The sequence below is a fragment of the Bradyrhizobium sp. WSM1417 genome (assembly GCF_000515415.1).
Taxonomy (GTDB): Bacteria; Pseudomonadota; Alphaproteobacteria; order Rhizobiales; family Xanthobacteraceae; genus Bradyrhizobium.
In genome coordinates this window covers 7,720,653-7,745,882 of record NZ_KI911783.1, presented here as the reverse complement: position 1 = coordinate 7,745,882, position 25,230 = coordinate 7,720,653, and the positions used below count along the sequence as shown (strand labels likewise).

Genomic DNA, 25,230 nt, shown 5'->3' with positions numbered 1-25,230 from the left:
GGAAGAGCGCACCTTCAACGTCGCCGCTGCCTTACGAAAAATCGCTCCAGCTCAGATGCCGCGAGTCGAGGTCGCCGACTGTGACGGTGCCGCGGATTTCGCGCGGGGCGTGGAAGCTGCTGCGCAGATACACCAGCGGCGCCGCGCCGTCGGAATGCGATGCGCCGCGTACCTCGCCGACGAAGATCGAATGCGTCGTCGTCTCGAATTCCTGCGCCAGCACGCAGTCGAACGCGGCGACCGCGTCGCTCAGCACCGGCGCGCCGGTCACCCCGCGTGTCCACTCCCCGAACGCAAAACGGTCGTCGCCATTGACGCCCTTCTGGCCGCTGAAGGTGAGCGCCAGGAGAGCGTGGTCCTCGTGCAGGAAATTGATCGCGAACGCGCCTTCTTCGCGGATACGCGCGTGCGCGCTGGCATTGCGGTTGACGCAGACGATCAGGGATGGCGGTGAGTCCGACAGTGAGCAGGCCGAGGTGACCGTCAGCCCCGTCCGCTTGCCGTGCTCGGCCCCCACCGTCACCAGCGCGACGGCGCCGGCGCACTGGCGCATCGCCTGCTTGAAATCCTTTGCGTCCACGCTCACGCGATGGTCTCCAGAAAGAACGGGTGCGGCACGATCGCGCCGCACCCGGGTCGGGTCAAGCTGCCTTCTGCGCGGAGCCGAGATGCTTCAGGCGCGGCATCACCTCGTTCCTCAGCAGCGACAGCGAGTGATGCCAGGCTTCAGCCTTGTGCTTATAGTCGAAGCCGAACACCAGCAGCACGCCGAAGCCGCCGACCTCCTCGTAGATCTTCTCGATCTTATCGGCGACGGTCGCGGGCGAGCCCACGATCCAGTTCCGCTTGGCGCAATATTCGACGGTGACGTCGCTATCGGGCACGTCCGGCGCGTGCTTCAAATAGTCCTTGAAGCCGAAATGGCCGAGCAGCGGCAGGAAGTACTCGCCCATCATCCGGCCCATCATGTCGCCGGTCGAGAGCCTCCACGCTTCCTCGTCGGTATCGGCGACGAACACCTCGCGCACCAGCCGCCAATCCGCGCGGTCCGGCTTGCGCCCGGTCTTGGCGGCACCTGCTACGACCGAATCCCAATGGCTGCCGACATAGGCCGGGTTCAGGTTGAGGCTCATCGGGATGAAGCCGCGCTCGCCGGCGAGCTTCAGCGTGTCCGAGTTCTTCGAGAGACCGGCGACGCCGATCGGCGGATGCGGCGTCTGCAACGGCTTGATGTGCGGCTTGAGGAAGTCGAACATCGTGTCCGGCTTGGTCACCGTCCAGAATTTGCCCTTGTAGGTCCAGGGCGCGGGATCGCTCCACATCTTCAGAATGATCTCCAGCGCCTCGCGCGTCATGTCGCGGTTCTGTCCGCTCATGCCGTCGACGTTGAACATGGCCCAATCACTCGGCAGGCCGCTAGCCGCGACGCCGAAATTGAGCCGGCCCCCGGAGAGATGATCGAGCATGGCGACGCGGTTGGCGAGTTCGGCCGGATGGTGATAGGGCAGCAGGAAGCCGCCCGGTCCGATGCGGATATTCTTGGTCTGCATCAGGGCCTGTGCGATCAGCAGATCCGGCGTGGGATTGGGTTCCCAAGGCGCGGTGTGGTGCTCGCCGACCCAGGCCTCCTGATAGCCGAGCTCGTCGAGCCAGCGCATGACCTGCAGGTCCCAGTCGTTCCCTTCCTTCAGGCCGCACTCCGGCGGGTGCGAAGGCATCGTGAAATAACCGATCTCCATGGGTTTCCTCTCCACAATTGACGCGTCTTGTTGCGCGGTTCACGGATGTGAGCAGGGTTGCTTGAGCAAGCGGTGTGCCATCGCTACAGCGTCTCAAACCTGCGAAAAAACGCTGGTTTGCGGCCGCAATAGCCGATATCTCCGGGGCGAAATTGCCTGATGTCGTCTCATTGTCGCGAGACGGCGTCTTGCCGGTGAGACGAGGACGAGAATCGAGATGACCGAACCCGCCTACGTCGCGGTGGACTGGGGCACCAGCAGCTTCCGGCTCTGGCTGATCGACCGCGCCGGTGAGGTGCTGGCCGAGCGCCGCAGCGATGAGGGCATGCTGGTGGCCGCGAAGGCCGGCTTTGCCGCCGTGCTGCAATCGCATCTCGCGGCAGTCGAGGCGCCCGATCATCTGCCTGTCCTCGTCTGCGGCATGGCCGGCGCGCGTACCGGCTGGGTCGAGGCCGGCTATGTCGATACGCCCGCGCCACTCTCCGCTGTTCTGAAGCAGGCCGCGCGCGTGTCCGGCGAAACGCGCGACATCCGCATCCTGCCGGGTATCGCGCAGCGCGATGCAAAAGCGCCGGACGTGATGCGCGGCGAGGAGACGCAGCTGCTCGGCGCGCTCGGCCTCGATGCTGCAGGTGAAGCTCTGGTCTGTATGCCCGGTACGCATTCGAAATGGGTGCGCCTCAAGGACGGTACGGTCGCGCATTTCTCTACCTTCATGACCGGCGAGCTCTTCAGCGTGGTGTCGCGCGAGACGATTTTGTCGCTTGCGGTCGCGGGCGCCGAAGACGCCGAGGATGTCACGAGCTTCCAGGCTGCGGTGAAGGCAGCGTACGAAGCACCGGCCTTCGCCGCCAATTTCCTGTTCGGCGCGCGGTCGCGTCAGCTCCTGTTCGGAGGCACACCGGCCGCGGCGCGCGAAACGCTGTCGGGCACGTTGATTGGCGTCGAGCTGGCGGCAGGGCTTTCCGGCGCGATACCGAAAGCTGGGATCACGCTGATTGCCTCGGGGCGGCTCGCAATGCTGTACAGGCTGGCTTTCGACGCGCTGTCCGTCACCGTGAACCCGGTCGATGCCGATGAAGCCGTCCGCCGCGGTCTGTCGATGGCGTCTGCCGCGATCTGGACGAAATGAGAGGACTGTTGTGATGAGCGTTCCCTTTCCGGCGATGAAACGGCCACTGGTCGCGATCCTGCGCGGCGTGAAGCCCGAGGAGACGCAGGCCATCGTCGGCGTGCTGATCGAAGCCGGCATGACTGCAATCGAGATTCCGCTGAACTCGCCTGACCCGTTCCGCTCCATCGCAACCGCGGTGAAACAGGCACCGGCGGGCGTGCTCATCGGCGCCGGCACGGTGCTGACCACTTCGGATGTCGATCGGCTCAACGATGTCGGCGGCAAGCTGATGGTATCGCCGAATGTCGATACGCAGGTGCTCACGCGTGCCCATCAATACGCCATGGTGACGTTGCCCGGCGTGTTTTCGCCGACCGAGGCGCTGCTTGCGGCGCGCTCCGGCGCCTCGGGCCTGAAATTCTTTCCGGCGAGCGTGCTCGGCGCGTCCGGCATCGCCGCGATCCGCGCCGTGCTGCCGGCCGGCGCCATGATCGCCGCCGTCGGCGGCGTTTCCGATCAGAATTTCGCGGAGTACATCAAGGGCGGCGTCACTGCGTTCGGGCTCGGCTCCAGCCTCTACAAGCCCGGCATGACGGCAGCGGACGTTGCCGCTCGCGCAAAATTGACGATCGCGGCCTACGATCGGGCGATTGCGAAAGACTGAAGCGGCAATAAACAAGCCGTGATCCCGTCACGGTCGCACGTTATCCTATCTTGCTGGACCAGCGAGATCAGGAGACCGACATGGCGATCAACAACGTGGCCGATCTGTTCGTGGCAACGCTCGAACAGGCCGGCGTTAAGCGTATCTACGGCATCGTCGGCGACAGCCTGAATGCGCTGACTGAAGCGCTGCGGCGGCGCGGCACGATCGAGTGGATCCATGTCCGGCATGAGGAGGTTGCGGCCTTCGCCGCCGCCGGCGAAGCGGAGATGACGGGCAGCCTTGCGGTATGCGCGGGCTCGTGTGGTCCCGGCAATCTGCACCTGATCAACGGCCTGTTCGACGCCCATCGCAGCCGCGTTCCCGTGCTGGCGATCGCTGCGCAAATTCCGACTGCCGAGATCGGCAGCGGCTATTTCCAGGAGACGCATCCGCAAAACCTGTTCCGCGAGTGCAGCCATTATTGTGAGCTGGTCTCCGATCCGAGTCAGCTGCCTTACGTGCTGGAAAACGCCATCCGCGCGGCGGTGGGTATGCGCGGCGTCGCCGTCGTCGCCATGCCGGGCGACGTCGCCTTCCGCAGCCCACCGAAGCGCGCGCTGTCGACGGCGCGTGGTCTTGCGCTGTCGGCGCCGAAGGTGATGCCGCAGGGCGATGAGCTGAAGGCGCTTGCGGACCTGCTGAACGGCGCCGAACGCATCACCCTGTTCTGCGGTCGCGGCTGCGCCGGCGCGCATGCCCCGTTGATGCAGCTCGCGGAAGCCTTGAAGAGCCCGATCGTGCATGCGCTCGGCGGCAAGGAGCACGTCGAATACGACAATCCCTACGACGTAGGCATGACCGGCTTCATCGGCTTCTCCTCCGGCTATGCCGCCATGCACGCCTGCGACGCGCTGGTGATGCTCGGCACTGATTTTCCCTACAAGCAGTTCTTCCCGACCGAAGCGAAGGTCGCCCAGATCGACATTCGCCCGGAGAATCTCGGTCGTCGCTGCAAGATCGACCTCGGCCTCGTCGGCGACGTCAAGCTCACCATCGAGGCGCTGCTGCCGCTTCTGAAATCCAAGACGCAGCGCAAGCATCTCGACGACGCCGTCGCGCATTACAAGAAGGCGCGCGAGGGCCTGGACTCGCTCGCCAAGGGCACGCCGGGCAGTAAACCGATCCATCCGCAATATCTCGCGAAGATCATCAGCGACCACGCGAGCGATGATGCGGTGTTCACCGCCGATGTCGGCACGCCGACGGTGTGGGCCGCGCGCTATCTCGAGATGAACGGCCGCCGCCGGCTGATCGGCTCGTTCGTGCACGGCTCGATGGCCAATGCCATGCCGCAGGCGATCGGCGCGCAGGCCGCGCAGTCCGGCCGCCAGGTGATCTCGCTCTCCGGCGATGGCGGCTTCACCATGCTGATGGGCGATCTGATCACGCTGACGCAGATGAAGCTGCCGGTGAAGGTGGTCATCTTCAACAACGGCGTGCTCGGCTTCGTCGCACTGGAGATGAAGGCCGCCGGATTCGTCGACACCAATGTCGATCTGGAGAATCCGGACTTCGCTGCGATGGCGCGCGCGATGGGCATCTTTGCGCGGCGCGTCGAGGATCCCGGCGAGCTCCCGGGCGCGGTGAAGGAGATGCTGGCTCACAACGGACCGGCGCTGCTCGACGTGGTCACGGCGAAGCAGGAGCTGTCGATGCCGCCGACCATCACGCCCGAACAGATCAAGGGATTCAGCCTGTGGGTCTTGCGCGCCGTGATGAACGGCCGCGGCGACGAGGTCGTCGATCTCGCCAAGACCAATTTGCTGCCGCGCTAACCGCGCTTGACCGATGGCACCGGCAGCCGCTCATGGCGGCGCTGGAAGCGCTGCCAGTGCAGGACGATGCCGATCAGCAGCGCCGGCAAGAAGCCGAGCGCGATCAGGAAATGCGGCAGCTGCGCCGGCGAGATGAACGCGATGCCGATGTCGGAGATCAGCCAGAGGGCTGCGAACATCACCGCGAAATCGGTGCGCGGGCAGCGCAGATAATAGAACACGGCGGTGATGACGACGGCAGGTCCGATGGCGATGCCGATCATCACCGTCGTCAGCTCCTTCGGCGTCAGCGCGTCGAGCACCATCGCTGCCAGCAGCCAGAGCGCGGCGAACATGGCGATGATGTCGAGCGGATGCCGCAACCCAATACCTCTCGCAGAAAACGCGCTATCGTTGGGGCGCAGACCTTGGCCGTCAAGGGAAAATGCGCCTATTCCTCGTCGTTTCCGGGCGTCGGCCGCAGCATGAAATGGCCGAAGGCGGTGGCGATCGGCTTGTTCGCGTCGTCCTGCCAGGCCCGCGCCTCGAAGGCGACGATGCGCCGGCCCTGCTTGACGATCGAGACGTTGGCGAACGTGTCGAGCGCGCGGCCGGAGCGCAGATAGTTGACGGTCAGTCCGATCGGCTTGGGCAGTGCGGCGGCGCCGAGCTCGCGCGCCACTCCGAAGATCGCGGTGGTCTCAAGGAAGGCGCCGGTCATGCCGCCATGGATCGCAGGCAGGATCGGATTGCCGATGATTTTTGGCGAGAACGGCATCGTCAGTGTGTCGTCATCGTTGACGCGAATGCCGAGGCAGCGCGCGAACGGGCTGTTGGCGAACGGGCCTTCCGGATCGTCCGGCGCCTCCAGCGACGGGATGCCGGGCGAATCCATCCTGCGATCCGCGAGCATGTTGGTTCGGTTGGCGCCGATCATGAAGCATGCTGTCGCGGTTGCGACAGGATCGTCCTCGGACTCCTGATAGGCGGTGGAGCGCACGAAGGCGATCGAACGTGTGGTGCGGTAGCAGACCGAATGCGCCTTGATGGCGAGGCCGGGCGTCGCCGGCTTCTGATAGTCGATGCGCAGATCGAGCGTCGCGATGGCGCTCGTGCCGTCAAGCGCGAGCTGCACCGCCATGCCGCAGCTCTCGTCGAGCATCGCGGTGACGACCCCGCCATGCAGGACGCCGGTCTCGGTGTCGCCGACGAAGACCGGACGGTAGGGCAGGCTGGACCAGGCCTCGCGAGGCGCGAACCGGTCGAGCTGGAGCCCGCTGATATGGCCGTAATCGGAGCGGCGGCCCTTGATCGCCTCGGCGAGGTCCTCGAACGAAAGTGTGGTCGGTGAGCTGGACATGACGACGTTCTAGACCAGTGGCGGGCGCGGCGCAAAACCCCGGATGCGCGTCCCACGGCAGGCGTGCCGGCGGCGGTTTGGCCTCGACAGGGCGGGCCGAAGCAACGATGGTGGGCGCCCCGTTCGTTCGACTAGCCGCAAGGAGTGCCCATGGCCGATCCCGAAACGCCCGCCACCAGCCAGGGGCCTGTCATCATTTCGACCTCGAGCTCGGAGCGGGCGCCGATCATCTATTTCGACGGTGCATCCTGCTTCGGCCACCACAACGGCGCGATTCAGATCGAACTTGCCGCAAACCTGTTGATGCCGGTCGGCGCCGCCGTCAGGGTCGACGTGGTCCAGACCGCGCATCTGCGCTGCAGCGTGGCCGCCGCGCTGGCGCTGCGCGAAGCGCTCGACAAGGCACTGGCAATGTACCAGCAGGGCCAGCAGCAGCCCCGGCCGGAGGAGATCCCGACGGTGAAGAACTGAGGCAGTTAGCGGATCGCAAGTTAATGCGATCAACTCGCTCAGCTCACATGCACCTTCGGCTTCCTGCCGTCGTTCCACTTGCCGTCGAGCGCGCGCTCGATCTGGGCGGCGAGTTGCAGCAGGAGGCCGTCATTGGCCTGTTTCGCAATCGCCTGGATGCCGAGCGGCAGGCCGTGATCCTGCGTGGCCATCGGCATCGAGATCGCCGGCATGCCGCAGAGATTGGCGAGCGGCGTGAAGGCGAAGAAGCGCCAGAGATTGCCGAACCAGTCGAGCACGTCAGGATTGTCGGAGGTGGTGAGATATTCCCTCGTGCCGACCTTCGGCGTCGGCAGCGCCGTGATCGGCGTCAGGATCACGTCCCACTGCTCGAAGAAGGCGCCGAATGCGCGCGAGGTCGTGTTGAACACGCCTTGCATCTTCGCCCGCTCGGCGAAGCTCGTATGCCGGCCGGCTTCCCAGATCCGGATATTCATCGGCTCGATCAGATCTTCCGGCGGCTTTTCCAGCCCGCGCGCGGCGAGCATGTTGGAGATCACCACGGCAAAATTCGAGATGTAGCAGGTGGTCTGCGCCTGGAACGCGGCGCGGAAGTCGAGCTCGGGCAATGCGTAGTCGACGTGATGGCCGAGGCCTTCGAGGAAGCGGCCGGCCTTCGCCAGCTCGGCGGCGATCTCGGGCGTCGCGGTGTAGTCGCCCCAGCTGTGCGACAGCGCGATGCGAAGTTTTGACGGATCGCGCTTGATCATCTCGGAATATGGCTGCGCCGTGGTCCAGAACGGCATGAACTCGCCGGGCGCCGCTCCCCTTGCGTGATCGACGAAGGCGGCGGTGTCGCGCACCGAGCGCGACTGGCAGCCCTGGATCGAGACAAGGCCGGTGAGATCGGACATGTGCGGTGCGAGCGAGAACACGCCGCGCGAGACTTTCAGCCCGATATTGCCGTTGACGCCGGCGGGAATGCGGATCGAGCCGCCGCCGTCAGTCGCGTGTGCGATCGGCACCACGCCGGCGGCCACGATCGCGGCGCTTCCCGCCGACGAGCCGCAGGTGGTGTAGTCGGTGTCCCAGGGATTGCGCGTGACATAGACGGCCGGATTGTCGGCCGAACTGCAGACGCCGAATTCCGGCGTCGTGGTGCGTCCGATCAGGTTCAGTCCGGCCTGGCGGAATTTGCCGGTCAGGAACGTATCGGCGCCGGCGCGATTGCCGCGCATCAACAGCGAGCCCATCTCCTGGAGCCGGCCCTTCATGGTCGGGCCGAGGTCCTTCATCAGGAAGGGCAGGCCGGCGAACGGGCCGGCGAGATTGGCGCCGTCCTTGGCCGGATCGGCGATCACGTCATCGAACAACTCGACCACGCCCGACAGTGCCGGGTTGACCTTGGCGACGCCCGCGGCAGCCTGCCGCGCCAACTCCTTTGCCGTGAGCTCGCCCTTGCGGACGCGCGCGGCCAGCCCCACGCCATCGTGCTGCGCCCATTCGTTCCAGCTCATCGGAAAAGTCATGCGATCCAAACCTCTTCGTGCGGCGCCACCTTAGTTTCGCACAGGAACACTTTAATCAACCGAGGCGGCGCGAAGGGCAGGGTTGCGCCGGATGGAGAGGTAATCCCGCATTGCATGCGGACGCATCAATTCGAGAGCTTTGCGATCACCGCGACCGGCCCGCCGCCCGCGGGGCCCTGGTGCTCGGCGCCGCCGGAGACATAGACCGCAGCGGTGCCGGCGAGGCCGGCAATCAGGCCGCCGACGGCAGCCCGGGCGTGGCGTGTCGAGCTGATATCGGTATCTTCCAGCATGGTGTGGCGGAAGCCGCGCACGCTGCCATCAGGCGAGGCCTCGGCCTTGGCGAAGATGTTGACGAGCTCGCGGCCGGTCGTCGTCTGCGGCGCGGCACCGAGCCCGACGCTCTCCAGCGCCGCAAGCACCGCGGCAGCGTCGATCGCATCGCCCATCACGGCATGCCCGATCTCGAATTCGCTCGTCGAGGACATCGCGTTGCCGAGCACGATGACCACGTTGTGCATCAGCTCGATTCCGGACGAGGTCGAGGCGACGTTCGAGAACAGATCGTAGCGTCGCAGCACGTCGTCGTCGCGAATGTCGGTTGCGATCTCCCCGAGGGCGACCGCGACCCCGAGCGCGGAAGCGCCGCGCGAATAGGCCATCGAGCTGTAGGCGCTGGTCGTCACCGTCTTGTGGCCGCGCGCATTCGCCGCCTCGACGCGATCGCTGGTGAGCAGCGGGCACTTGATCTGCACGAAGTGGACGTCGGTGGGATCGGCGATGCCGGCATCCGCCATCGCGGCCTGCACGGCGTCGGCTGTCGCCGTGATCTGAGCGGAGCGGCCGAGCTCTTCAGGGAGAAAATCCCGCGTGTGCGCCATGCCGATGCTCAGGCGCTTGCCGGAGATGCCTGCCGGGCGCTGCTGGACGTCCCGGCGCGTGAACACGGTGATATGCGGGCTCAGCACACCCTCGGTGCCACCGGACATCACGAAAGCGATGCGTTGCTCGACCTCCTGCGCCGACAGGCCGAGTTGCGGCGCCAGCGCCGTGCACAGCGCGGCAACGGCATATTCCCGGGTAAAGTCGTTGACGCCGCCATTGCCTTCGGTCTTGCCGAGGATCGCCAGGATCGATGCCGGATCGATCGCGCCGGAGCCGATCATGCTCATCAATCCCGAGACGTCGCCCGGGCCTTTGGTCGCGACCTTGAAGACGCCGACCGATGTCGTCCGCATGATAGTCCTCACATGGGTTCAGGAGCCCGGCGGACAAAACAGCCGTTGAACGAGGGTGTCTGTCAAGGTGTCGAGGCATCCTCCTCGTCGTCCTGGCGAAAGCCAGGACCCATTACCCCAGGGGTGAGTTTGGCGAAGACTCGTCGTTCGGTACGCCTGCCGCCCATAATCGATGAATCACGCGGTATGGGTCCTGGCTTTCGCCAGGACGACGGGGATATGTGCGCCGTCTACGTCGCTCCCATGATTGTGGCGAGATCGCATCGGCTCAACAAAAAATCCCTTGTCGACGGTCGTCCGCCGCACCTTGATGAATCAACCCCGATTGGTCCATAAGCGGCGTCCCGCAGCCGGTGGTTCGCCTCCGCGATGCGTGCTTGGATAGAGGGGTTCTCGCGTGGCAAATATCAACCAGAAAATTGCGCAGGAGCTTGCGGTTCGGGCGGAGCAGGTCGAGGCGACAGTGGCGCTGCTCGACGGCGGCGCCACGGTTCCCTTCATCGCCCGCTACCGCAAGGAAGCGACCGGTGCGCTCGACGACGCGCAATTGCGCACGCTGGAGGAGCGCCTGGGCTACCTGCGCGAGCTCGAGGACCGCCGCAAGGCCATCCTCGAATCGGTCCGCGAGCAGGGCAAGCTCGATGCCGCGCTGGAAGCCTCCATTCTCGCCGCCGACAGCAAGGCGCGCCTCGAAGACATCTATCTGCCGTTCAAGCCGAAGCGCCGCACCAAGGCCGAGATTGCCAAGGAAGCCGGCCTCGAGCCGCTCGCCAATCAGCTCATGGCCGAGCCCACCAACGATCCGAAGCTCGTCGCCGAAGCCTTCGTCAATGCCGAGAAGGGCGTTGCGGATGCAGCTGCGGCACTCGACGGCGCCCGCGCCATCCTGGTCGAGCGTTTCGACGAAGACGCCGACCTGATCGGCGCGCTTCGCGAGGAGGTGTGGACCAACGCACGCATGACCTCCAAGGTGCGCGACGGCAAGAAGACCGAGGGCGAAAAGTTTGCCGACTATTTCGAGTTCTCCGAGCCGCTGACGAAGCTGCCCTCCCACCGCATCCTCGCGATGTTCCGCGGCGAGAAGGAAGAGATCCTCGATCTCCAGATCCAGGCCGAGACCGAACCATCGCCACCGGGCGTGCCGAGCGTCTATGAGCTGAAGATCATGAAGCGGTTCGGCATCGCTGACCTCAAGCGCGCCGGCGACCGCTGGATGATCGACACCGTGCGCTGGGCCTGGCGCACCAAGATCCAGGTGCATCTCAACATCGACCTGCGCATGCGGCTGTGGAATGCCGCCGAGACCGAGGCCGTGCGCGTGTTCGCCTCGAACCTGCGCGACCTGCTGCTCGCCGCGCCGGCCGGCACCCGCGTCACCATGGGGCTGGATCCCGGCTTCCGAACCGGCGTCAAGGTTGCCGTCACGGATGCGACCGGCAAGGTGGTGGATACCGCCGTGATCTATCCGCACGAGCCCCAGCGGCAGTGGAACGAGGCGCTTGCGATCCTCGGCAAGCTCGCGCTGAAACATCGCGTCGAGCTGATCGCGATCGGCAACGGCACCGCCTCGCGCGAGACCGACAAGCTCGCGGCCGACCTCGTCAAGGGCCTGCCCGACTTGAAGATGACCAAGATCGTGGTGTCGGAAGCCGGCGCGTCGGTTTATTCGGCGTCGGCTTTTGCCTCGGAGGAACTGCCTGATCTCGACGTCACCCTGCGCGGTGCGGTGTCGATCGCGCGGCGGCTCCAGGATCCGCTCGCCGAGCTCGTCAAGATCGAACCCAAGGCGATCGGCGTCGGCCAGTACCAGCACGACCTCGGCCAGGCCAAGCTCGCCAAATCGCTCGACGCCGTGGTCGAAGACTGCGTGAACGCGGTCGGCGTCGACGTCAACACCGCCTCGGCACCACTGCTCGCGCGCGTGTCGGGCGTCGGTTCCGGCCTTGCCTCAAGCATCGTGGCACACCGCGATGCCAACGGTCCATTCAAGTCACGCAAGGCGCTGAAGGACGTGCCGCGGCTCGGCCCCAAGGCGTTCGAGCAGTGCGCGGGCTTCCTGCGCATCCTCGGCGGCGAGGACCCGCTCGACGCCTCCGGCGTGCATCCGGAAGCCTATCCGGTGGTGCGCCGAATTCTCAGCGCCACCAAGAGCGACATCAAGGCGCTGATCGGCAGCAGCGACATCGTTCGCACGCTGAAGCCGAAAGATTTCGTGGACGAGACGTTTGGTCTGCCGACCGTCACCGACATCCTGCGCGAGCTCGAGAAGCCCGGCCGCGACCCGCGTCCGGCGTTCAAGGCCGCGGTGTTCATGGACGGCGTCGAGGAGATCAAGCACCTCAAGAAGGGCATGATCCTCGAGGGCACCGTAACCAACGTCGCCGCGTTCGGCGCCTTCGTCGATATCGGCGTGCACCAGGACGGCCTGGTGCACATTTCGGCGATGTCCAGGACCTATATCAAGGATCCGCGCGAGGTGGTGAAGCCTGGCGACATCGTCAAGGTGAAGGTGCTGGACTTCGAGGTCGCGCGCAAGCGGATCTCGCTGACGCTGCGGCTCGACGACGAGGTCGGCGCCAAGAAGGACGCGCCCGGCATGCAGCGGGACAACAGCTCACGCAACCCCTCCCGCATGACGTCGTCGGCCCCGCGCCAGCAGGAGTCTTCCGGCGGCGGCGCCCTCGCCGAAGCGCTGCGCCGCGCGGCCGAGAAGAACGGCGGCAAGCGGGCGTAGCTTCTAACCCTCTCTCCGCTCTTCTGCGGGGAGAGGTCGGATCGCCCCTACGGTTGAGCTGCTCCACAATTGGAGAGTTCTATCCATGTCGTCATTGCGAGCGAAGCGAAGCAATCCAGACTGCCTCCAAGGCAACACTCTGGATTGCTTCGTCGCAAGGGCTCCTCGCAATGACGGGGCGAGAGCGCGGGTCCGTCTCCCTAACTCCCGCGTCAGAATCTGGCGCGTTTGTAAGTTGAAGCTGCCAGTCCCTTCCTCTCATCTGAGCCTCCTCGCGCGGCAGGTATCGCCGTGCAGCACGGAGGACGCTTCGATGGACAACAGGATTCTCAAAGGCCTCACCGCGGTGACGATCGCAGCGGTGATGGCGCTCGCTTCGCCTGTGCTTGCCAGAGGTGGTGGCGGTGGTGGACATGGTGGCTTCGGTGGCGGCGGACATTTCGGCGGTGGTGGGCATTTCGGCGGCGGCATGCACGCCGGTGGCTTCGGCGGCATGCATGTGGGCGGCATGGGCGGTGCGCGCTTTGCCCATGTTGGCGGAGCAGGCTTCGGTGGACCGCGCTTTGCGCATGGCGCGATCGGACCGCGCTTTGCGGGTGCCGGCTGGCACGGCCATCATGCCTTCCACCACCTTCACTTCCGTCGTTTCCCCGTCTTCGGTGCGCCTTATTACTATGCCGGCTACAATGACGGCTGCTGGCGCAGGAGCTTGACGCCCTACGGGTGGCAATGGGTCAATGTGTGCGGAGACTCTTGGTACTAGCATCGCCGTACCGCACCATTGTCGCGATCGTCATCGGGCGGTTCCGCTCAGCCCCGGAACGGGATAGTCTGGTGGCGATCGTCGCGCGGAGTTTGTCATGTCCGGAGCTCACCGCCGCATTCTGGTCGTCGAGGACGATGCGGAAACCGCAGGCCAGCTCGTCGAGGAGCTGACGATTTCTGGCTACGACGTCGATCTCGCCGCCACGGGGCGCGAAGCCCTCAGCCACGGCGCCGCGCGCGACTATGCCGTGATCACCATCGACCGCATGCTGCCCGACATCGACGGCATCACCGTGATGCGCCAGTTGCGCCACGACGGCATCGCCGCGCCGTTCCTGATCATTTCCGCGCTCGGCGAGGTCGACGACCGCGTGCGCGGCTTGCGCGCCGGCGGCGACGATTATCTGGTCAAGCCGTTCTCCTTCACCGAATTGCTGGCGCGGCTGGAGGCACTCGGCCGGCGCAGCGACACCGTTGCCAAGGAGACGATCCTGCGGGTCGGCGATCTCGCCATCGACCTGATCGCGCGGAGCGCGAGCCGCCGCGGCCGGAAGATTCCGCTGTTGCCGCGGGAATTCCAGCTGCTCGAATATCTCGTCCGCAACGAGGGGCGCGTCGTCTCGCGTGCGATGCTGCTCCAGCATGTCTGGGATCTGCACTTCGATCCCTCCACCAATATCATCGACGTCTACGTCGGTCGCGTCCGCCGCAAGGTCGATGACGCCCAGGCCTATCCGCTGATCCACACCATCCGCGGCATCGGATATTGTCTCCGTGCTCCTGGCTAAAACGCTCCGCTCCTCCACCTTCCGCCTTGCGCTGATCGCGATCGCGGCGTTCGGGCTGATCGTCGCGGCGATCATGGCCTATGTCTATTTCGGCACGATCGCCTATGTGCAGAACCGTGTCGGCGATGCCGGCGATCACAGCGGCTTCACCGCGATGATCGAGCTCGCAATGGCCGCTGTCGCCGTGCTGATGCTGGTGCTCGCCGGGCTCGCCGCGGTGCTGGTGACGCGCCGCACGGTCGGGCGGATCGAGGAGATCAACGCCACCAGCCGCGCCATCATGATGTCGGGCCTCGACCAGCGCATTCCCTTGCGCGGCAGTCACGACGAGTGGGACCGCGTCGCCGAAAACCTCAACCAGATGCTCGACCGCATCGAGACTTTGATGGGCGAGGTCAAGCAGGTTAGCGACAACGTCGCCCATGATCTGCGCACGCCGCTGACGCGCATGCGGGGTCGGCTGGAAAAAGCTTATCACGCCTCGCGCAACGGCGAGGCCGACGCGGCGCTGATTGGTGACACTATCGCCGATCTCGACGCGGTGCTCGGCATGTTTGCCTCCATCACCCGCATCTCGGAGATCGAGACCCGCGCCCGGCGCAGCGCGTTTCGCACCCTCAACCTCGCCGAAATTGCCGGCGAGGTCGTCGAGCTCTACGATGCCGCCGCCGAACAGGTTGCGACGCGGCTCAGCCTGGGCGGCGACCGCGAGGTGGCGATTATTGGCGATCGCGACCTGCTGTTCGACGCCATCGCCAATCTCGTCGATAACGCGATCAAGCACGGCTGCAAGGGCGGGCAGGTGACCGTCACCTGCCGCAGTGCCAATGAGGGGGCAGTGATCGCGATCGTCGACGACGGTCCGGGCATTCCGGCGGATCAGCGCGATCAGGTGTTCAAACGCTTCTACCGGCTCGAACAGAGCCGCTATACCCCGGGTAACGGCCTTGGTTTAAGCTTGGTTGCCGCGGTCGCTCGCCTCCATGGCGCCGAGATTGCCCTGCACGACAACGCGCCGGGCCTGACGGTCCAGCTCAGCTTCCCGCCGCACCCGCCCTAGAGCTCGATCACGCCGCGCCGTGCCGCATGTGCCACCGCATCGGTGCGGCCGGTGGCATCGAGCTTATCGAGCAGCGAGCCGACATGGAATTTCACTGTGTGGACGGAAATGCCGAGCTGACGCGCGATCATCTTGTTGGAGCCACCTTCCGCCATCAACGCCAGCACATCGAGCTCGCGCTGCGTCAGCGCGATGTCCTCAGGCATGATGCGCGGATCGCGGGTGACAATCGTCGCGGCGGCCTTTTCCCCGGGTTCGGCGAGGCGAAGCCCGGCGATATTGCCGAGCAGAGCAGCCAGGCGATCGGCGAGGGCGGGATCGTCGATCTCCAAAGCCAGAACGATCTCGGGCGCGATGTCCTCGCTCACGCCGCCGGCCTCTCGCCGATCGTGACCTTGAAGCTGACCGGCTCGCCGCCGCGGCGCGCCGCGACATCGACCACGGTGCCGACACTCGCCGGACCCAGCGTACGCGACAGCGCGCGTACGCCGGACAGTTTCTGGTCGTTGACGGCGACGATGACGTCACCCTGGCGGATGCCGGCCGTCGCCGAAGGGCCGGCCTTGTCGACATTCATCACCATCGCGCCGACACCGTCGTCGAGCCGGACCGGCTGCAGCCCGAGGCCGAGATAGCCGCGTGCGATGTGGCCGCGGGCCTCTAACTGTGCCGCGACCCGCTCGATCGTGGCCGTCGGGATCACCAGCACGCGCCTCGGGCCGAGTACGGCCATGCCGAAGGCTTCGCCCGATGCATCGAGCGCGAGGCCGCCCTGCTGGCTGGAGCGCAAGCGGACGTCGAGCTCGATCCGCGCGTCGATGTCGCCGCCGCGCAGCGAGCGCCAGCTCTTGCCGGAGGCCGATACCATTGCGAGCGCGGCGCTCGGGGCATCGCGGTTGGTGGCGACGACGATCGACAACGCGCCGAGGGGCGGGACAATTGTGGCCAGCTTGACCGGGGTCAGCGCCGTATCGACGCGCAGCAGGGCGATATCCGTCGTATGGTCGCGGCCTGCAATCGTGGCGGCTGCGGTGCTGCCGTCGGAGACGCCGATCTCGACGTCCCCCTCATCGGCCAGCGCCTCGTCGGCGGTGACGATCAGGCCGGGCTTCCAGACGAAGCCGGTGGCGCGGGAGCGATGCGAATGCACGGCGACGACGGACGGCGCGGTGCGGGACACCACGTCCGCGAGCGCGGACGACAGCGAAGTCAGGGGAGTTGAGTCGGTCATGGCGGGCTCCTGTAAGCTGTCCTCAATCTGGGATGTCGCGGGCGATCGCGTAACTGGCCGCATGGCCAGGAAATGAGCAGGGAAGCTGATTGATAAGACCACTGCCGACGAACATGTGATTGGGAGCCGCTCACGGGAACGTGTAGCAATCGGCTCTACCTTGTGCCGTACGACCTCAAGCCTTTTTACGAGCCCTGATTGATGACCATCGACCTCACCCGCCGCACCCTGCTTCAACTCGCCGGCGCCAGCTCGCTTGCAATGGCGGCTGCGGGCGCGGCGCGCGCTGAGGGCGCACCAGAGGGCGATGGGCCGACCTATGCCAGCCGCACGCCGATGCGGGTCGGGATGGTGACCCTCCGGGTGAAGAATCTCGACAAGGTCGCCGACTACTATCGCGACGTGATCGGCCTTACCGTGATGGAGCGCTCGGCAACTGCCGCTAGCCTCGGCACGGCCGGCATCTCGCTGCTGGTGCTGGAGGCCCGTCCCGATGCCACAATCGAGCCGCGCAACGCCGCCGGCCTCTACCACACCGCCTTCCTGATGCCGACGCGCAAGGACTTGGCGCGCTGGCTGGTGGCAGCCGCTTCGCATCGCGTGCCGCTTTCGGGCTTTGCCGATCATCTCGTCAGCGAATCCGTCTATCTCGACGATCCCGAAGGCAACGGCATCGAGGTCTATGCCGACCGCGATCCCTCGCAATGGCAGTGGAGCGAGGGCAGCGTGAAGATGGCGGCCGACGAGCTCAACATTCCCGACCTGCTGTCGCTGACCAATACGCGCGTGCCTGATTATGCCAAGGCGCCGGACGGTCTGCGCATCGGCCACATGCATCTGCGCGTCGGCGACCTCGCAGGCCGAGCGCTTCTACCACGGTGCCATCGGCCTGGACCCGACCCGCAGCCGCAACGGTGCCGCGTTCCTGTCGTCGGGCCGCTACCATCATCACCTCGGCATGAACGTCTGGCAGAGCCAGGGTGCCGGCCAACGCGACGATCAGGCAACAGGGCTCGCCTGGTTCTCGCTGGTGACGGAGAAGCCGGAGCTGCTTGCCGCGCAGGACGAGCGCCTGCGCAAGGGCGGCGCGAAAGTCACGGCGCTGGCGAATGGCGTGGAGGCGGTTGATCCCTGGGGCACACGGGTGCGGCTGATCAGGGTTTGATCGCCTGCGCCGGCGTTGCTAAGACCGGTCGAACCAGTATTCCGCGATCAGGTCCGACATGTCCGAATTCCACGGCGTCTTTCCATATCTCGTCTCGCCCGCCGATAGCGACGGTACGGTGCGCACCAATGTCCTCGCAAAACTCTGCGACGATCTAATCGGCGCCGGTGTCCACGGTCTGACCCCGCTCGGTTCGACCGGCGAGTTCGCCTATCTCAATGCCGCCCAACGCACAGCGGTCGTGCAGACCACGATCGAGGCGGCGAGGGGACGTGTGCCTGTTGTTGCGGGCGTTGCCTCCACCTCGACGGCTGACGCGGTGGCGCAGGCGATAGCGTATCAGGAGCTCGGCGCCGACGGCATTCTGGCGATCCTGGAAGCGTATTTCCCGCTTGCTGATGCCCAAATCGAATCCTATTTCCGTGCCATCGCCGATGCCGTGGACATCCCCGTTGTCATCTACACCAATCCGCAATTCCAGCGCTCCGATCTCACCCTCGATGTCATCGCGCGTCTCGCCGAACATCCGCGCATCGGTTACATCAAGGACGCCTCGACCAACACCGGCCGGCTGCTCTCGATCATGAACCGCTGCGGCGATGCCTTGCGGGTGTTCTCGGCCTCCGCCCATATCCCGGCCGCCGTGATGCTGATCGGCGGGCTCGGCTGGATGGCGGGCCCGGCGTGCATCATTCCGCGCCAGAGCGTCGCGCTCTACGACCTCTGCAAGGCCGGCCGCTGGGACGAGGCGATGGCGCTCCAGCGCAGGCTGTGGCGCATCAACGAGGCTTTTGCCCGCTTCAACCTGGCGGCTTGCATCAAGGCCGGATTGGCCTTCCAGGGCTACGACGTCGGTGATCCCGTCCCGCCGCAGGCCGCACTCACCGCCGATGCGCGCAAGATCGTGGAAGCGGCCCTGCGGGAGCTAGGCTAGGCGTCCATAGGACGGCTTCGCCTCCGCTCGCCTATGCCCGGCATGACGAAATCGTGGATATACCGCCCAAAACCGCGGCTGGCCTCGCATGCCTCGATCCGCTAAAAGGCGGCCGCTTTTGAGATTAAGGGACCCCACGGAATGAACATTCTTCCCGGCAATTTGCGTTTCGGAGCGGGGCAGCCCGTCAAGCGTTTGGAAGACCAGCGACTGCTCACCGGGAAGGGGCAGTTCATCGACGACAAGCCCGAAGATGGCGCGCTGTGGTTGTACCTGCTGCGCTCGCCGCATGCCCACGCGAAGATCGTCTCGATCGACACCGGCGCCGCCACTGCGATGCCCGGCGTGACCGCGGTCTACACCGGCGCCGACCTCGTCAAGGACGACATCGGCGTCATCCCGACGCTGAGCATCTTCAAGCGCCCTGACGGCAAGCCGATGACGGTGCCGCCACGCCGCCTGCTGGCGCACGACATCGTGCGCTACGCCGGCGAGGCCGTGGCCGCAGTGGTGGCTTCCTCGCGAGCCGATGCGCAGAGCGCAGCCGAAGCGATCGTGGTCGAATATGACGTGCAGCCGGCGGTGGTCGATCCGGTCGAGGCGGTCAAGCCCGGCGCGCCATTGGTGTGGCCGGAGGCGCCCGACAACATCGTCGGCGCGATGGCTTACGGCGATGCTGCCAAGGTGGACGAGGCTTTTGCCAGGGCGACGCATACCGTCGAGCTCGACCTCGTCAGCCAGCGGCTGGTGCCGTCGGCCATGGAGCCGCGCTCGACCATTGCCGAGATCGACAAGACGTCCGGCCGCCTTCTGCTGCATGTGCAATCGCAGACGCCCGCCTCGACCCGGGACGTCCTGGCCGAGGCCGTGCTGAAGCGTCCGAAGGACAGCGTGCGCGTCCTGGTCGGCGATATCGGCGGCGGCTTTGGCCAGAAGACCAATCTCTATCCCGAGGACGGCATCGTCGCCTATGCCGCAACCAAGCTGAACAGGAAGATCCGCTGGCGCGGCGACCGCACCGACGAATTCGTCGGCGGCACCCACGGCCGCGATCTGACCTCGACCGCTTCCTTCGCGCTCGACGAGAAGGGCAAGGTGCTGGCCTATCGCGTCAGCTCGATCGGCTGCACCGGAGCTTACTCGTCAGGTGCAGGCAATATCATCCCGCTGGTGCTGGGGCCGTTCGTGCAGACCGGCGTCTATGATCTGCCGCTGGTGCATTTCGAGGTGAAGTCGGTGATGACCCACACTGCGCCGGTCGGCGCCTATCGCGGTGCGGGCCGTCCGGAGGCCGTGTTCATCGTCGAGCGCCTGTTCGACGCGGCTGCACGAAAAATCGGCATGGATCCGCGCGCGATCCGGAAAGCGAATTACATCAAGCCGGCGCAACTGCCGTACACCAACGCTGCGGGCCAGGTTTACGATTCCGGCGCCTTCGCGCACATGCTCGACCGTGCCGTGAAGCTTGCGGATTGGGATGGCTTTGCCGCGCGCAAGAAGGCGGCGAAGAAGAAGGGCCTGCTCTATGGCCGCGGGCTCACTTCCTATATCGAATGGACCGGCGGCCGCGCCCACACCGAAAAGGTCAGCCTGCACGCGACGTCGGAAGGCCGCGTCGTGCTGCATTCCGGCACCATGGCGATGGGGCAGGGGCTGCAGACCACCTACACCCAGATGATCTCCGACACGCTCGGCATCCCCATGGACAAGATCGACGTGGTCCAGGGCGACACCGATCTGGCGACGGGCTTTGGCAGCGTCGGATCGCGTTCGCTGTTCGTCGGCGGCACGGCGGTCGCGGTCTCCTCCAACGATCTGATCCAGAAGGCGCGCGAGAAGGCGGCGAACGTGCTAGAGACCTCGATCGAGGACATCGAATACCAGGGCGGCGTGCTCACCGTGGTCGGCACCGACCGCCGCATCAGCCTGTTCGACCTTGCCGAGAAAGAAGGCGGCGCAAAGCTCAGCGTCGATTCCGAAGGCGAGGTGGATGGTCCGAGCTGGCCGAACGGCACGCATATCTGCGAGGTCGAGATCGATCCGGAGACCGGCGTGTCCAAGGTCGTGCGCTACACCACCGTCGACGACGTCGGTGTCGCCGTCAACCCGATGCTGGTGACGGGGCAAATCCATGGCGGCGTGGCGCAGGGTATCGGCCAGGCGCTGTACGAGGGCGTGTCCTATGATTCCGATGGCCAGCTGCTCACCGCGAGCTACCAGGACTATTGCATCCCGCGCGCCGACGACGTTCCGCCGATCGTGGTGACGCTGGACGATTCCGCGCCCTGTCGCACCAATCCGCTGGGGGCCAAGGGCTGCGGCGAATCCGGTGCCATCGGCGGTCCCCCCTGCGTCACCAACGGCGTGATGGATGCGCTCGCCGAGCTCGGCATCACCCAGCTCAACACGCCCCTGACTCCGCAGAAGATCTGGCAGGCGATCAAGAACGCGAAGGTGGCGAGCTAGTTCTAGCTTACGCCCTCGCAGCAATCTCAATTGTCGTCCCGGCGGAGGCCGGGACCCATAACCACCGATTCAAATTTGGCGAAGACGGGTAGTTACCAGCTTCGCGCTACAACTTCGTCACGGCGTATGGGTCCCGGCCTGCGCCGGGACGACGGCGGAGAATGTAGCGCCAGTGCCCCTCAGATCCCCAGCATCATTTTCGCGATAATATCGCGCTGAATTTCCGAGGTGCCGCCGAAGATCGTATACGCCCGCCCGTTGAGATATTCCGGCATCACCGTCAGCATCTCCTCCGGCATGGGCGGCTCATGGTTGAGCCTGTAAAGCGGACGCATCGGCTCGACCGCGAGGGCGTCATGGCCGATCACGTCAACACCAAGCCGGGTCACAGCCTGGCGGATCTCGCTGTTGCGCAGCTTCAGGATCGACGAGACCGCGCCGGGGTTCTGTCCGGTCTGCAGTGCCGACAGCACGCGCAGCTCGGTCATCTCCAGCGCGTCGATATCGACCTCGACCTCGGAGATGCGCGTCGCGATGTCGGGACAGTCAATCGCGCGCCCCGTCAGGTCGGACTCAGCCAGCTCCGCGACCGCCTTCAGCCCCTCGCGCAATTTTGCCGACGCGATGCCGGAGCCGCGCTCGAACTCGAGCAGGTACTTGCCGTAGGTCCAGCCCTTGCCTTCCTCGCCGACGCGGTTGGCCATGGGAACGCGGACGTCGTCGAAGAATACCTGGTTGACCTCGTGGTCGCCGCCGATGGTGAGGATCGGGCGCGTCGTGATGCCCGGCGTCTTCATGTCGATCAGGATGAAGCTGATGCCATCTTGCTGCCGCGGGCCGTCGCTGGTGCGCACCAGCGCGAACATGCGGTTGGCGTGGTGGGCATGCGTGGTCCAGATCTTGGTGCCGTTGATGATGTAGTCGTCGCCATCGCGCACTGCGCGCGTCTTCAGCGAGGAGAGATCGGAGCCGGAGCCCGGCTCGGAATAGCCCTGGCACCAATAGTCCTCGCCGGAGAGAATGCGCGGCAGGTAGAAGTTCTTCTGCTCCGCCGAGCCGAAACCGATGATGACGGGGCCGACCATCTTAACGCCCATCACGTTGACATTGGGCACGCCGGCCCGCGCACTTTCGGTCTCGAAGATCCAGCGCTGCGCCGGCGTCCAGTCCGGACCGCCATGCTCGACCGGCCAGCCCGGCGCGCCCCAGCCCTGCTTGTGCAGCGTGCGCTGCCAGGCCATGCCGATATCGGGGTCGGAGAACACCGATGGCGTCAGCGCGGTCGCGCGCTTCATCTCCTCGGTGAGATTTCTGGCAATGAAGCCGCGCACCTCATCCTGGAAGGCGCGCTCCTCGGCATTGAACGACAGGTCCATGATGCTCTCCCAGTGTCAGGCCGGCACGGTGCTGCGGCCAAGCCGGGCGTGGCGGCCATAGTGGTGCGCGCTGCCGCCGAACAGGGTGTCGAACGCGACCAGCCGCTTGAAATAAGCGCCGACCTCGAGCTCCTCGGTGACGCCCATGCCGCCGTGAAGCTGGATCGACTGCTCGCCGACGAAGCGCGCAGATCTGCCGATCTTCGCCTTCGCGCCCGACGCCGCCCGCGCGCGCTCGACCGGATCGGCGCCGACCTTCAGCGCGGCGCGCAGCGCCATCGAGCGGGCTTCGTCGACCTGCACTGCCATGTCGGCCAGGCGGTGGCGGATCACCTGGTTCGCCGAGAGCGGCCGGCCGAATTGCTTTCGGATTTTTGTGTACTCCAGCGTGGTGTCCAGCAGCACCTGCATGATGCCGACGGCCTCGGCGCCGAGTGCAGCCATGGCGCGGTCAACAGCCCATTCGATGGCCGCCAGCGCGTCATGCCCGTTGCCGAGCAAGGCATCCTCCGACAATTGCACGTCCGACAGCGCGACGTTGCAGGCGCGCCCGCCGCCGAGGCGCTCGTAGTCGGAGATCGCAACACGCGGCGTCGTCGCCGGCACCAGGAACAGGCCGATCCGCGCCGATGGCCCCTGATGATCATGGATATGCGCGGAGACGATGATCTCGTCGGCGGCATGGCCGTCGAGCACGGCAATCTTGCTGCCGGCCAGGCGCCAGCCTTGCGCCGTCTTGTGGGCGGTGGTTGCGACCTTGGCAAGATCGAACCGTGCCGCGCGCTCGGAATGCGCGAGCGCGAGCTTCAACGATCCATCCGCGATCTTCGGCAGGATTGCCTGTTTCTGCGCCGTGCTGCCGCATCGCTCGATCAACGCAGCGCCAAGCACGATTGTTGCGATGTACGGCTCCGACACCAGCCCGCGGCCGAACGCTTCCATCAAAATGCCGATCTCGACCGCGCTGCCGCCGAGCCCGCCAAACTCCTCGGCGATCGGCAACGCCAGCCAGCCGAGCTCGGCGAATTGTTTCCACACCGCCGGGCTGAAGCCGAGCGGATCGTCCGCCATCTTGCGGCGGTGAGCGGCATCGTAGCTTTCGGCCACGAAGCGCTCCGCGCTTTCGCGCAGCAGCCGTTGCTCATCGGTGAGATTGAGATCCATCCCGTCTACTCCGCGGCTGCCGACGGCTTGCGCACGGAAGGATGCAGGCCGGATGGATCGACCACCATGCCGAATTCCTGAAGATTATGCGCGTGACAGAGCTGATGCAGCGCAAAGGCCTGGTCGATTGCGGCCGGTTGGCCCATCACGTCAACCGAACGATTCACCGCCTCCTTGGTCAGCTTCAGCGCAAAGGACGGCTTTGATGCGATCCGGCGTGCCAGCTCCAGCACCTGCGATGAGAGCTCGGCGCGCGGCACAACCCGGTTGACCATGCCGAGCTGGTGCGCCTCCTGCGCGCTCCAGCTGTCTGCGGTGAACAGAAATTCCTTGGCCTTGCGCGGGCCGAGCTCCCAGGGATGCACGAACCATTCGACGCCGCAGACACCCATGGTGACCACGGGATCGCAGAACTGCGCATCGTCGCTGGCGACGATGAGATCGCAGGCCCAGGCCAGCATCAGGCCGCCGGCGATGCACTTGCCGTGAACCTCCGCAATGGTCGGCTTGGCGAGGTTGCGCCAGCGCCGCGTGATCTGGAGATAGATCTCCTGCTCGCGCGCGAAGCGGCCATGCGCGTTTGGTTCGGCGAAGCCGCCCCAATTTCCGATCGGCGGAAAATCCACGCCCGCTTCATTCTTGCTGCCGGCCCGCAGGTCATGGCCCGAGGAGAAGTGCGGACCGTTGCCGGCGAGAATGATCACCTTGACCGCGTCGTCCTGCACCGCCTCATCGAAGGCGGCGTTGAGATCGTAGGTCATTTGCAGGTTCTGCGCGTTGCGCGCATCGGGCCGGTTCATCACGATCCGGGCAATCGCCGGCTCCGGCCTCTCCACGAGGATGGTTTCGAACGAACTCATCGCGTTCCCCTGGCGTTCCCGAGCCGGTATTATCGTTCCCTCAAGTTGACTATTACGGCCGGGATTAAGCAAGAGGCTTGCGTACATCGGCTGCTTTTCACAGGCCTCGGCCCGGACGCAAGATGTCTGGCATCTCGCGCATGCAATCTGGTAGCTTGCGCCCGATTCCACCGGGAGAAATTTGATGCGCAAGATCCTGACCGTGCTGGCGGCGCTGGCCTCGTTGAGCCTCACCAATTGCGGCTATAACGCGATCCAGAGCGAGGACGAGCAGATCAAGGCCAACTGGTCCGAGGTGGTGAACCAGTATCAGCGCCGCGCCGATCTCGTGCCCAACCTCGTCAACTCGGTGAAGGGTTTTGCGCAGCAGGAGAAGGACGTGCTGCTCGGCGTCACCAATGCCCGCGCCAAGGTCGGCAGCATCCAGGCGACGCCCGAGGTGCTGAACGATCCCGCCGCATTCCAGAAATTCCAGGCGGCCCAGGGCGAGCTCTCCGGCGCGCTGTCGCGGCTTCTCGTGGTCACCGAGAACTACCCGCAGCTCAAGTCGGATGCGCTGTTCAAGGATTTGATGTCGCAGCTCGAGGGCACCGAGAACCGCATCACGGTGGCGCGCAACCGCTACATCAAGGCGGTGCAGGACTACAACGTCACCATCCGCTCATTCCCGAGCAACGTCACTGCGATGATGTTCGGGTACAAGGAGAAGCCGAACTTCTCGGTCGGAAACGAGAAGGAAATCTCGACCGCACCGAAGGTCGATTTCAATCCGGCGCCGGCGCCGTCCAAGTAAGTGC

At 65.5% G+C, this 25,230-nt stretch carries 22 protein-coding genes and 1 pseudogene; 12 read left to right on the top strand and 11 right to left on the bottom strand.

Going from position 1 to position 25,230, the window contains the following annotated elements; translation table 11 throughout:
- Positions 1-31 precede the first annotated feature (31 nt).
- Entirely contained in the window at positions 32-586 is a 555-nt protein-coding gene (locus tag BRA1417_RS0137895) for a flavin reductase family protein (RefSeq protein ID WP_027520258.1), read from the bottom strand.
- Between the two features lie 55 nt (positions 587-641).
- Positions 642-1,739 carry an LLM class flavin-dependent oxidoreductase gene (locus tag BRA1417_RS0137890; RefSeq protein ID WP_027520257.1) on the bottom strand — a complete coding sequence of 366 codons (1,098 nt, stop codon included), beginning with the start codon at positions 1,737-1,739 and terminating at the stop codon, positions 642-644.
- A 217-nt stretch (positions 1,740-1,956) separates the two neighbouring features.
- On the opposite strand from BRA1417_RS0137890, the gene BRA1417_RS0137885 reads away from it, so the two are divergent.
- The 3 genes from BRA1417_RS0137885 to poxB all read left to right on the top strand — a co-directional run bounded on the left by BRA1417_RS0137885 (position 1,957) and on the right by poxB (position 5,334).
- Positions 1,957-2,871 carry a 2-dehydro-3-deoxygalactonokinase gene (locus tag BRA1417_RS0137885; protein WP_027520256.1) on the top strand — a complete coding sequence of 305 codons (915 nt, stop codon included), beginning with the start codon at positions 1,957-1,959 and terminating at the stop codon, positions 2,869-2,871.
- A 13-nt stretch (positions 2,872-2,884) separates the two neighbouring features.
- The gene (locus BRA1417_RS0137880) at positions 2,885-3,517 is read left to right on the top strand and encodes a 2-dehydro-3-deoxy-6-phosphogalactonate aldolase (protein ID WP_027520255.1); all 633 of its coding nucleotides are present in this window, start codon (positions 2,885-2,887) and stop codon (positions 3,515-3,517) included.
- 80 nt (positions 3,518-3,597) lie between these two features.
- A complete protein-coding gene (gene poxB, locus BRA1417_RS0137875) occupies positions 3,598-5,334 on the top strand; it encodes a ubiquinone-dependent pyruvate dehydrogenase (protein ID WP_027520254.1) in 1,737 nt (578 codons plus the stop codon).
- Here the strand turns inward: poxB and BRA1417_RS0137870 are convergent.
- Complete coding sequence (locus BRA1417_RS0137870; protein ID WP_027520253.1) at positions 5,331-5,696, bottom strand: hypothetical protein; 366 nt, start codon at positions 5,694-5,696, stop codon at positions 5,331-5,333. The genes poxB and BRA1417_RS0137870 overlap by 4 nt on opposite strands.
- A gap of 68 nt (positions 5,697-5,764) precedes the next feature.
- Positions 5,765-6,673 carry a PaaI family thioesterase gene (locus BRA1417_RS0137865; RefSeq protein WP_027520252.1) on the bottom strand — a complete coding sequence of 303 codons (909 nt, stop codon included), beginning with the start codon at positions 6,671-6,673 and terminating at the stop codon, positions 5,765-5,767.
- 150 nt (positions 6,674-6,823) lie between these two features.
- Here BRA1417_RS0137865 and BRA1417_RS0137860 point away from each other — a divergent pair, with 150 nt between their 5' ends.
- Complete coding sequence (locus BRA1417_RS0137860) at positions 6,824-7,144, top strand: hypothetical protein (protein ID WP_027520251.1); 321 nt, start codon at positions 6,824-6,826, stop codon at positions 7,142-7,144.
- 38 nt (positions 7,145-7,182) lie between these two features.
- Here the strand turns inward: BRA1417_RS0137860 and BRA1417_RS0137855 are convergent, their stop codons facing one another.
- Together BRA1417_RS0137855 and BRA1417_RS0137850 are read right to left on the bottom strand one after the other, a co-directional pair.
- Positions 7,183-8,652 carry an amidase gene (locus tag BRA1417_RS0137855; protein ID WP_027520250.1) on the bottom strand — a complete coding sequence of 490 codons (1,470 nt, stop codon included), beginning with the start codon at positions 8,650-8,652 and terminating at the stop codon, positions 7,183-7,185.
- A gap of 125 nt (positions 8,653-8,777) precedes the next feature.
- Positions 8,778-9,890 carry a ring-opening amidohydrolase gene (locus BRA1417_RS0137850; protein ID WP_027520249.1) on the bottom strand — a complete coding sequence of 371 codons (1,113 nt, stop codon included), beginning with the start codon at positions 9,888-9,890 and terminating at the stop codon, positions 8,778-8,780.
- 397 nt (positions 9,891-10,287) lie between these two features.
- Here BRA1417_RS0137850 and BRA1417_RS0137845 point away from each other — a divergent pair, with 397 nt between their 5' ends.
- The 4 genes from BRA1417_RS0137845 to BRA1417_RS0137830 all read left to right on the top strand — a co-directional run bounded on the left by BRA1417_RS0137845 (position 10,288) and on the right by BRA1417_RS0137830 (position 15,237).
- Complete coding sequence (locus tag BRA1417_RS0137845; RefSeq protein ID WP_027520248.1) at positions 10,288-12,624, top strand: Tex family protein; 2,337 nt, start codon at positions 10,288-10,290, stop codon at positions 12,622-12,624.
- Positions 12,625-12,937: 313 nt separating this feature from the next.
- A complete protein-coding gene (locus BRA1417_RS0137840; RefSeq protein WP_027520247.1) occupies positions 12,938-13,387 on the top strand; it encodes a hypothetical protein in 450 nt (149 codons plus the stop codon).
- A gap of 97 nt (positions 13,388-13,484) precedes the next feature.
- Positions 13,485-14,177, top strand: a complete 693-nt coding sequence (locus tag BRA1417_RS0137835) for a response regulator transcription factor (RefSeq protein WP_027520246.1) — start codon at positions 13,485-13,487, stop codon at positions 14,175-14,177.
- Positions 14,164-15,237 (top strand): HAMP domain-containing sensor histidine kinase, encoded by a 1,074-nt coding sequence (locus tag BRA1417_RS0137830; RefSeq protein ID WP_027520245.1) that lies wholly within the window; start codon positions 14,164-14,166, stop codon positions 15,235-15,237. Before BRA1417_RS0137835 ends, BRA1417_RS0137830 begins: the two co-directional genes overlap by 14 nt.
- Here the strand turns inward: BRA1417_RS0137830 and BRA1417_RS0137825 are convergent.
- Positions 15,234-15,605 (bottom strand): response regulator transcription factor, encoded by a 372-nt coding sequence (locus BRA1417_RS0137825; protein WP_007614569.1) that lies wholly within the window; start codon positions 15,603-15,605, stop codon positions 15,234-15,236. The genes BRA1417_RS0137830 and BRA1417_RS0137825 overlap by 4 nt on opposite strands.
- Positions 15,602-16,468 carry a S1C family serine protease gene (locus BRA1417_RS0137820; protein WP_027520244.1) on the bottom strand — a complete coding sequence of 289 codons (867 nt, stop codon included), beginning with the start codon at positions 16,466-16,468 and terminating at the stop codon, positions 15,602-15,604. The genes BRA1417_RS0137825 and BRA1417_RS0137820 overlap by 4 nt, the downstream gene beginning before the upstream one ends.
- Positions 16,469-16,669: 201 nt before the next feature.
- Between BRA1417_RS0137820 and BRA1417_RS41550 the strand changes: the two are divergent.
- The 3 genes and pseudogenes from BRA1417_RS41550 (at position 16,670) to BRA1417_RS0137805 (ending at position 21,033) form a co-directional block, all read left to right on the top strand.
- Positions 16,670-17,633 (top strand): annotated as a pseudogene (locus BRA1417_RS41550) (VOC family protein).
- 58 nt (positions 17,634-17,691) lie between these two features.
- Positions 17,692-18,567 (top strand): dihydrodipicolinate synthase family protein, encoded by an 876-nt coding sequence (locus tag BRA1417_RS0137810; RefSeq protein ID WP_027520243.1) that lies wholly within the window; start codon positions 17,692-17,694, stop codon positions 18,565-18,567.
- Positions 18,568-18,708: 141 nt separating this feature from the next.
- Positions 18,709-21,033 carry a xanthine dehydrogenase family protein molybdopterin-binding subunit gene (locus BRA1417_RS0137805; protein ID WP_027520242.1) on the top strand — a complete coding sequence of 775 codons (2,325 nt, stop codon included), beginning with the start codon at positions 18,709-18,711 and terminating at the stop codon, positions 21,031-21,033.
- 179 nt (positions 21,034-21,212) lie between these two features.
- On the opposite strand, the gene BRA1417_RS0137800 is transcribed toward BRA1417_RS0137805, so the two are convergent.
- Genes BRA1417_RS0137800 through BRA1417_RS0137790 form a run of 3 tightly spaced genes read right to left on the bottom strand, consistent with a single transcriptional unit; the run spans position 21,213 to position 24,433 of the window.
- A complete protein-coding gene (locus BRA1417_RS0137800) occupies positions 21,213-22,409 on the bottom strand; it encodes an acyl-CoA dehydrogenase family protein (protein WP_027520241.1) in 1,197 nt (398 codons plus the stop codon).
- 15 nt (positions 22,410-22,424) lie between these two features.
- Positions 22,425-23,573: an acyl-CoA dehydrogenase family protein gene (locus tag BRA1417_RS0137795; RefSeq protein ID WP_027520240.1), complete on the bottom strand. Its 1,149-nt coding sequence runs from the start codon at positions 23,571-23,573 to the stop codon at positions 22,425-22,427.
- A 5-nt stretch (positions 23,574-23,578) separates the two neighbouring features.
- Positions 23,579-24,433, bottom strand: coding sequence for an enoyl-CoA hydratase (locus tag BRA1417_RS0137790; RefSeq protein ID WP_027520239.1), 855 nt, complete (start codon positions 24,431-24,433; stop codon positions 23,579-23,581).
- A 184-nt stretch (positions 24,434-24,617) separates the two neighbouring features.
- On the opposite strand from BRA1417_RS0137790, the gene BRA1417_RS0137785 reads away from it, so the two are divergent.
- Entirely contained in the window at positions 24,618-25,226 is a 609-nt protein-coding gene (locus BRA1417_RS0137785) for a LemA family protein (protein ID WP_027520238.1), read from the top strand.
- Positions 25,227-25,230 lie beyond the last annotated feature (4 nt).

Excerpts from the sequence above, each read along its gene's own strand:
- BRA1417_RS0137890 (WP_027520257.1), bottom strand. The coding sequence starts at position 1,739 with ATGGAGATCGGTTATTTCACGATGCCTTCGCACCCGCCGGAGTGCGGC.
- BRA1417_RS0137885 (WP_027520256.1), top strand. The coding sequence starts at position 1,957 with ATGACCGAACCCGCCTACGTCGCGGTGGACTGGGGCACCAGCAGCTTC.
- BRA1417_RS0137880 (WP_027520255.1), top strand. The coding sequence starts at position 2,885 with ATGAGCGTTCCCTTTCCGGCGATGAAACGGCCACTGGTCGCGATCCTG.
- poxB (WP_027520254.1), top strand. The coding sequence starts at position 3,598 with ATGGCGATCAACAACGTGGCCGATCTGTTCGTGGCAACGCTCGAACAG.
- BRA1417_RS0137865 (WP_027520252.1), bottom strand. The coding sequence starts at position 6,673 with ATGTCCAGCTCACCGACCACACTTTCGTTCGAGGACCTCGCCGAGGCG.
- BRA1417_RS0137860 (WP_027520251.1), top strand. The coding sequence starts at position 6,824 with ATGGCCGATCCCGAAACGCCCGCCACCAGCCAGGGGCCTGTCATCATT.
- BRA1417_RS0137855 (WP_027520250.1), bottom strand. The coding sequence starts at position 8,652 with ATGACTTTTCCGATGAGCTGGAACGAATGGGCGCAGCACGATGGCGTG.
- BRA1417_RS0137850 (WP_027520249.1), bottom strand. The coding sequence starts at position 9,890 with ATGCGGACGACATCGGTCGGCGTCTTCAAGGTCGCGACCAAAGGCCCG.
- BRA1417_RS0137840 (WP_027520247.1), top strand. The coding sequence starts at position 12,938 with ATGGACAACAGGATTCTCAAAGGCCTCACCGCGGTGACGATCGCAGCG.
- BRA1417_RS0137835 (WP_027520246.1), top strand. The coding sequence starts at position 13,485 with ATGTCCGGAGCTCACCGCCGCATTCTGGTCGTCGAGGACGATGCGGAA.
- BRA1417_RS0137820 (WP_027520244.1), bottom strand. The coding sequence starts at position 16,468 with ATGACCGACTCAACTCCCCTGACTTCGCTGTCGTCCGCGCTCGCGGAC.
- BRA1417_RS0137810 (WP_027520243.1), top strand. The coding sequence starts at position 17,692 with ATGTCCGAATTCCACGGCGTCTTTCCATATCTCGTCTCGCCCGCCGAT.
- BRA1417_RS0137805 (WP_027520242.1), top strand. The coding sequence starts at position 18,709 with ATGAACATTCTTCCCGGCAATTTGCGTTTCGGAGCGGGGCAGCCCGTC.
- BRA1417_RS0137800 (WP_027520241.1), bottom strand. The coding sequence starts at position 22,409 with ATGGACCTGTCGTTCAATGCCGAGGAGCGCGCCTTCCAGGATGAGGTG.
- BRA1417_RS0137795 (WP_027520240.1), bottom strand. The coding sequence starts at position 23,573 with ATGGATCTCAATCTCACCGATGAGCAACGGCTGCTGCGCGAAAGCGCG.
- BRA1417_RS0137790 (WP_027520239.1), bottom strand. The coding sequence starts at position 24,433 with ATGAGTTCGTTCGAAACCATCCTCGTGGAGAGGCCGGAGCCGGCGATT.
- BRA1417_RS0137785 (WP_027520238.1), top strand. The coding sequence starts at position 24,618 with ATGCGCAAGATCCTGACCGTGCTGGCGGCGCTGGCCTCGTTGAGCCTC.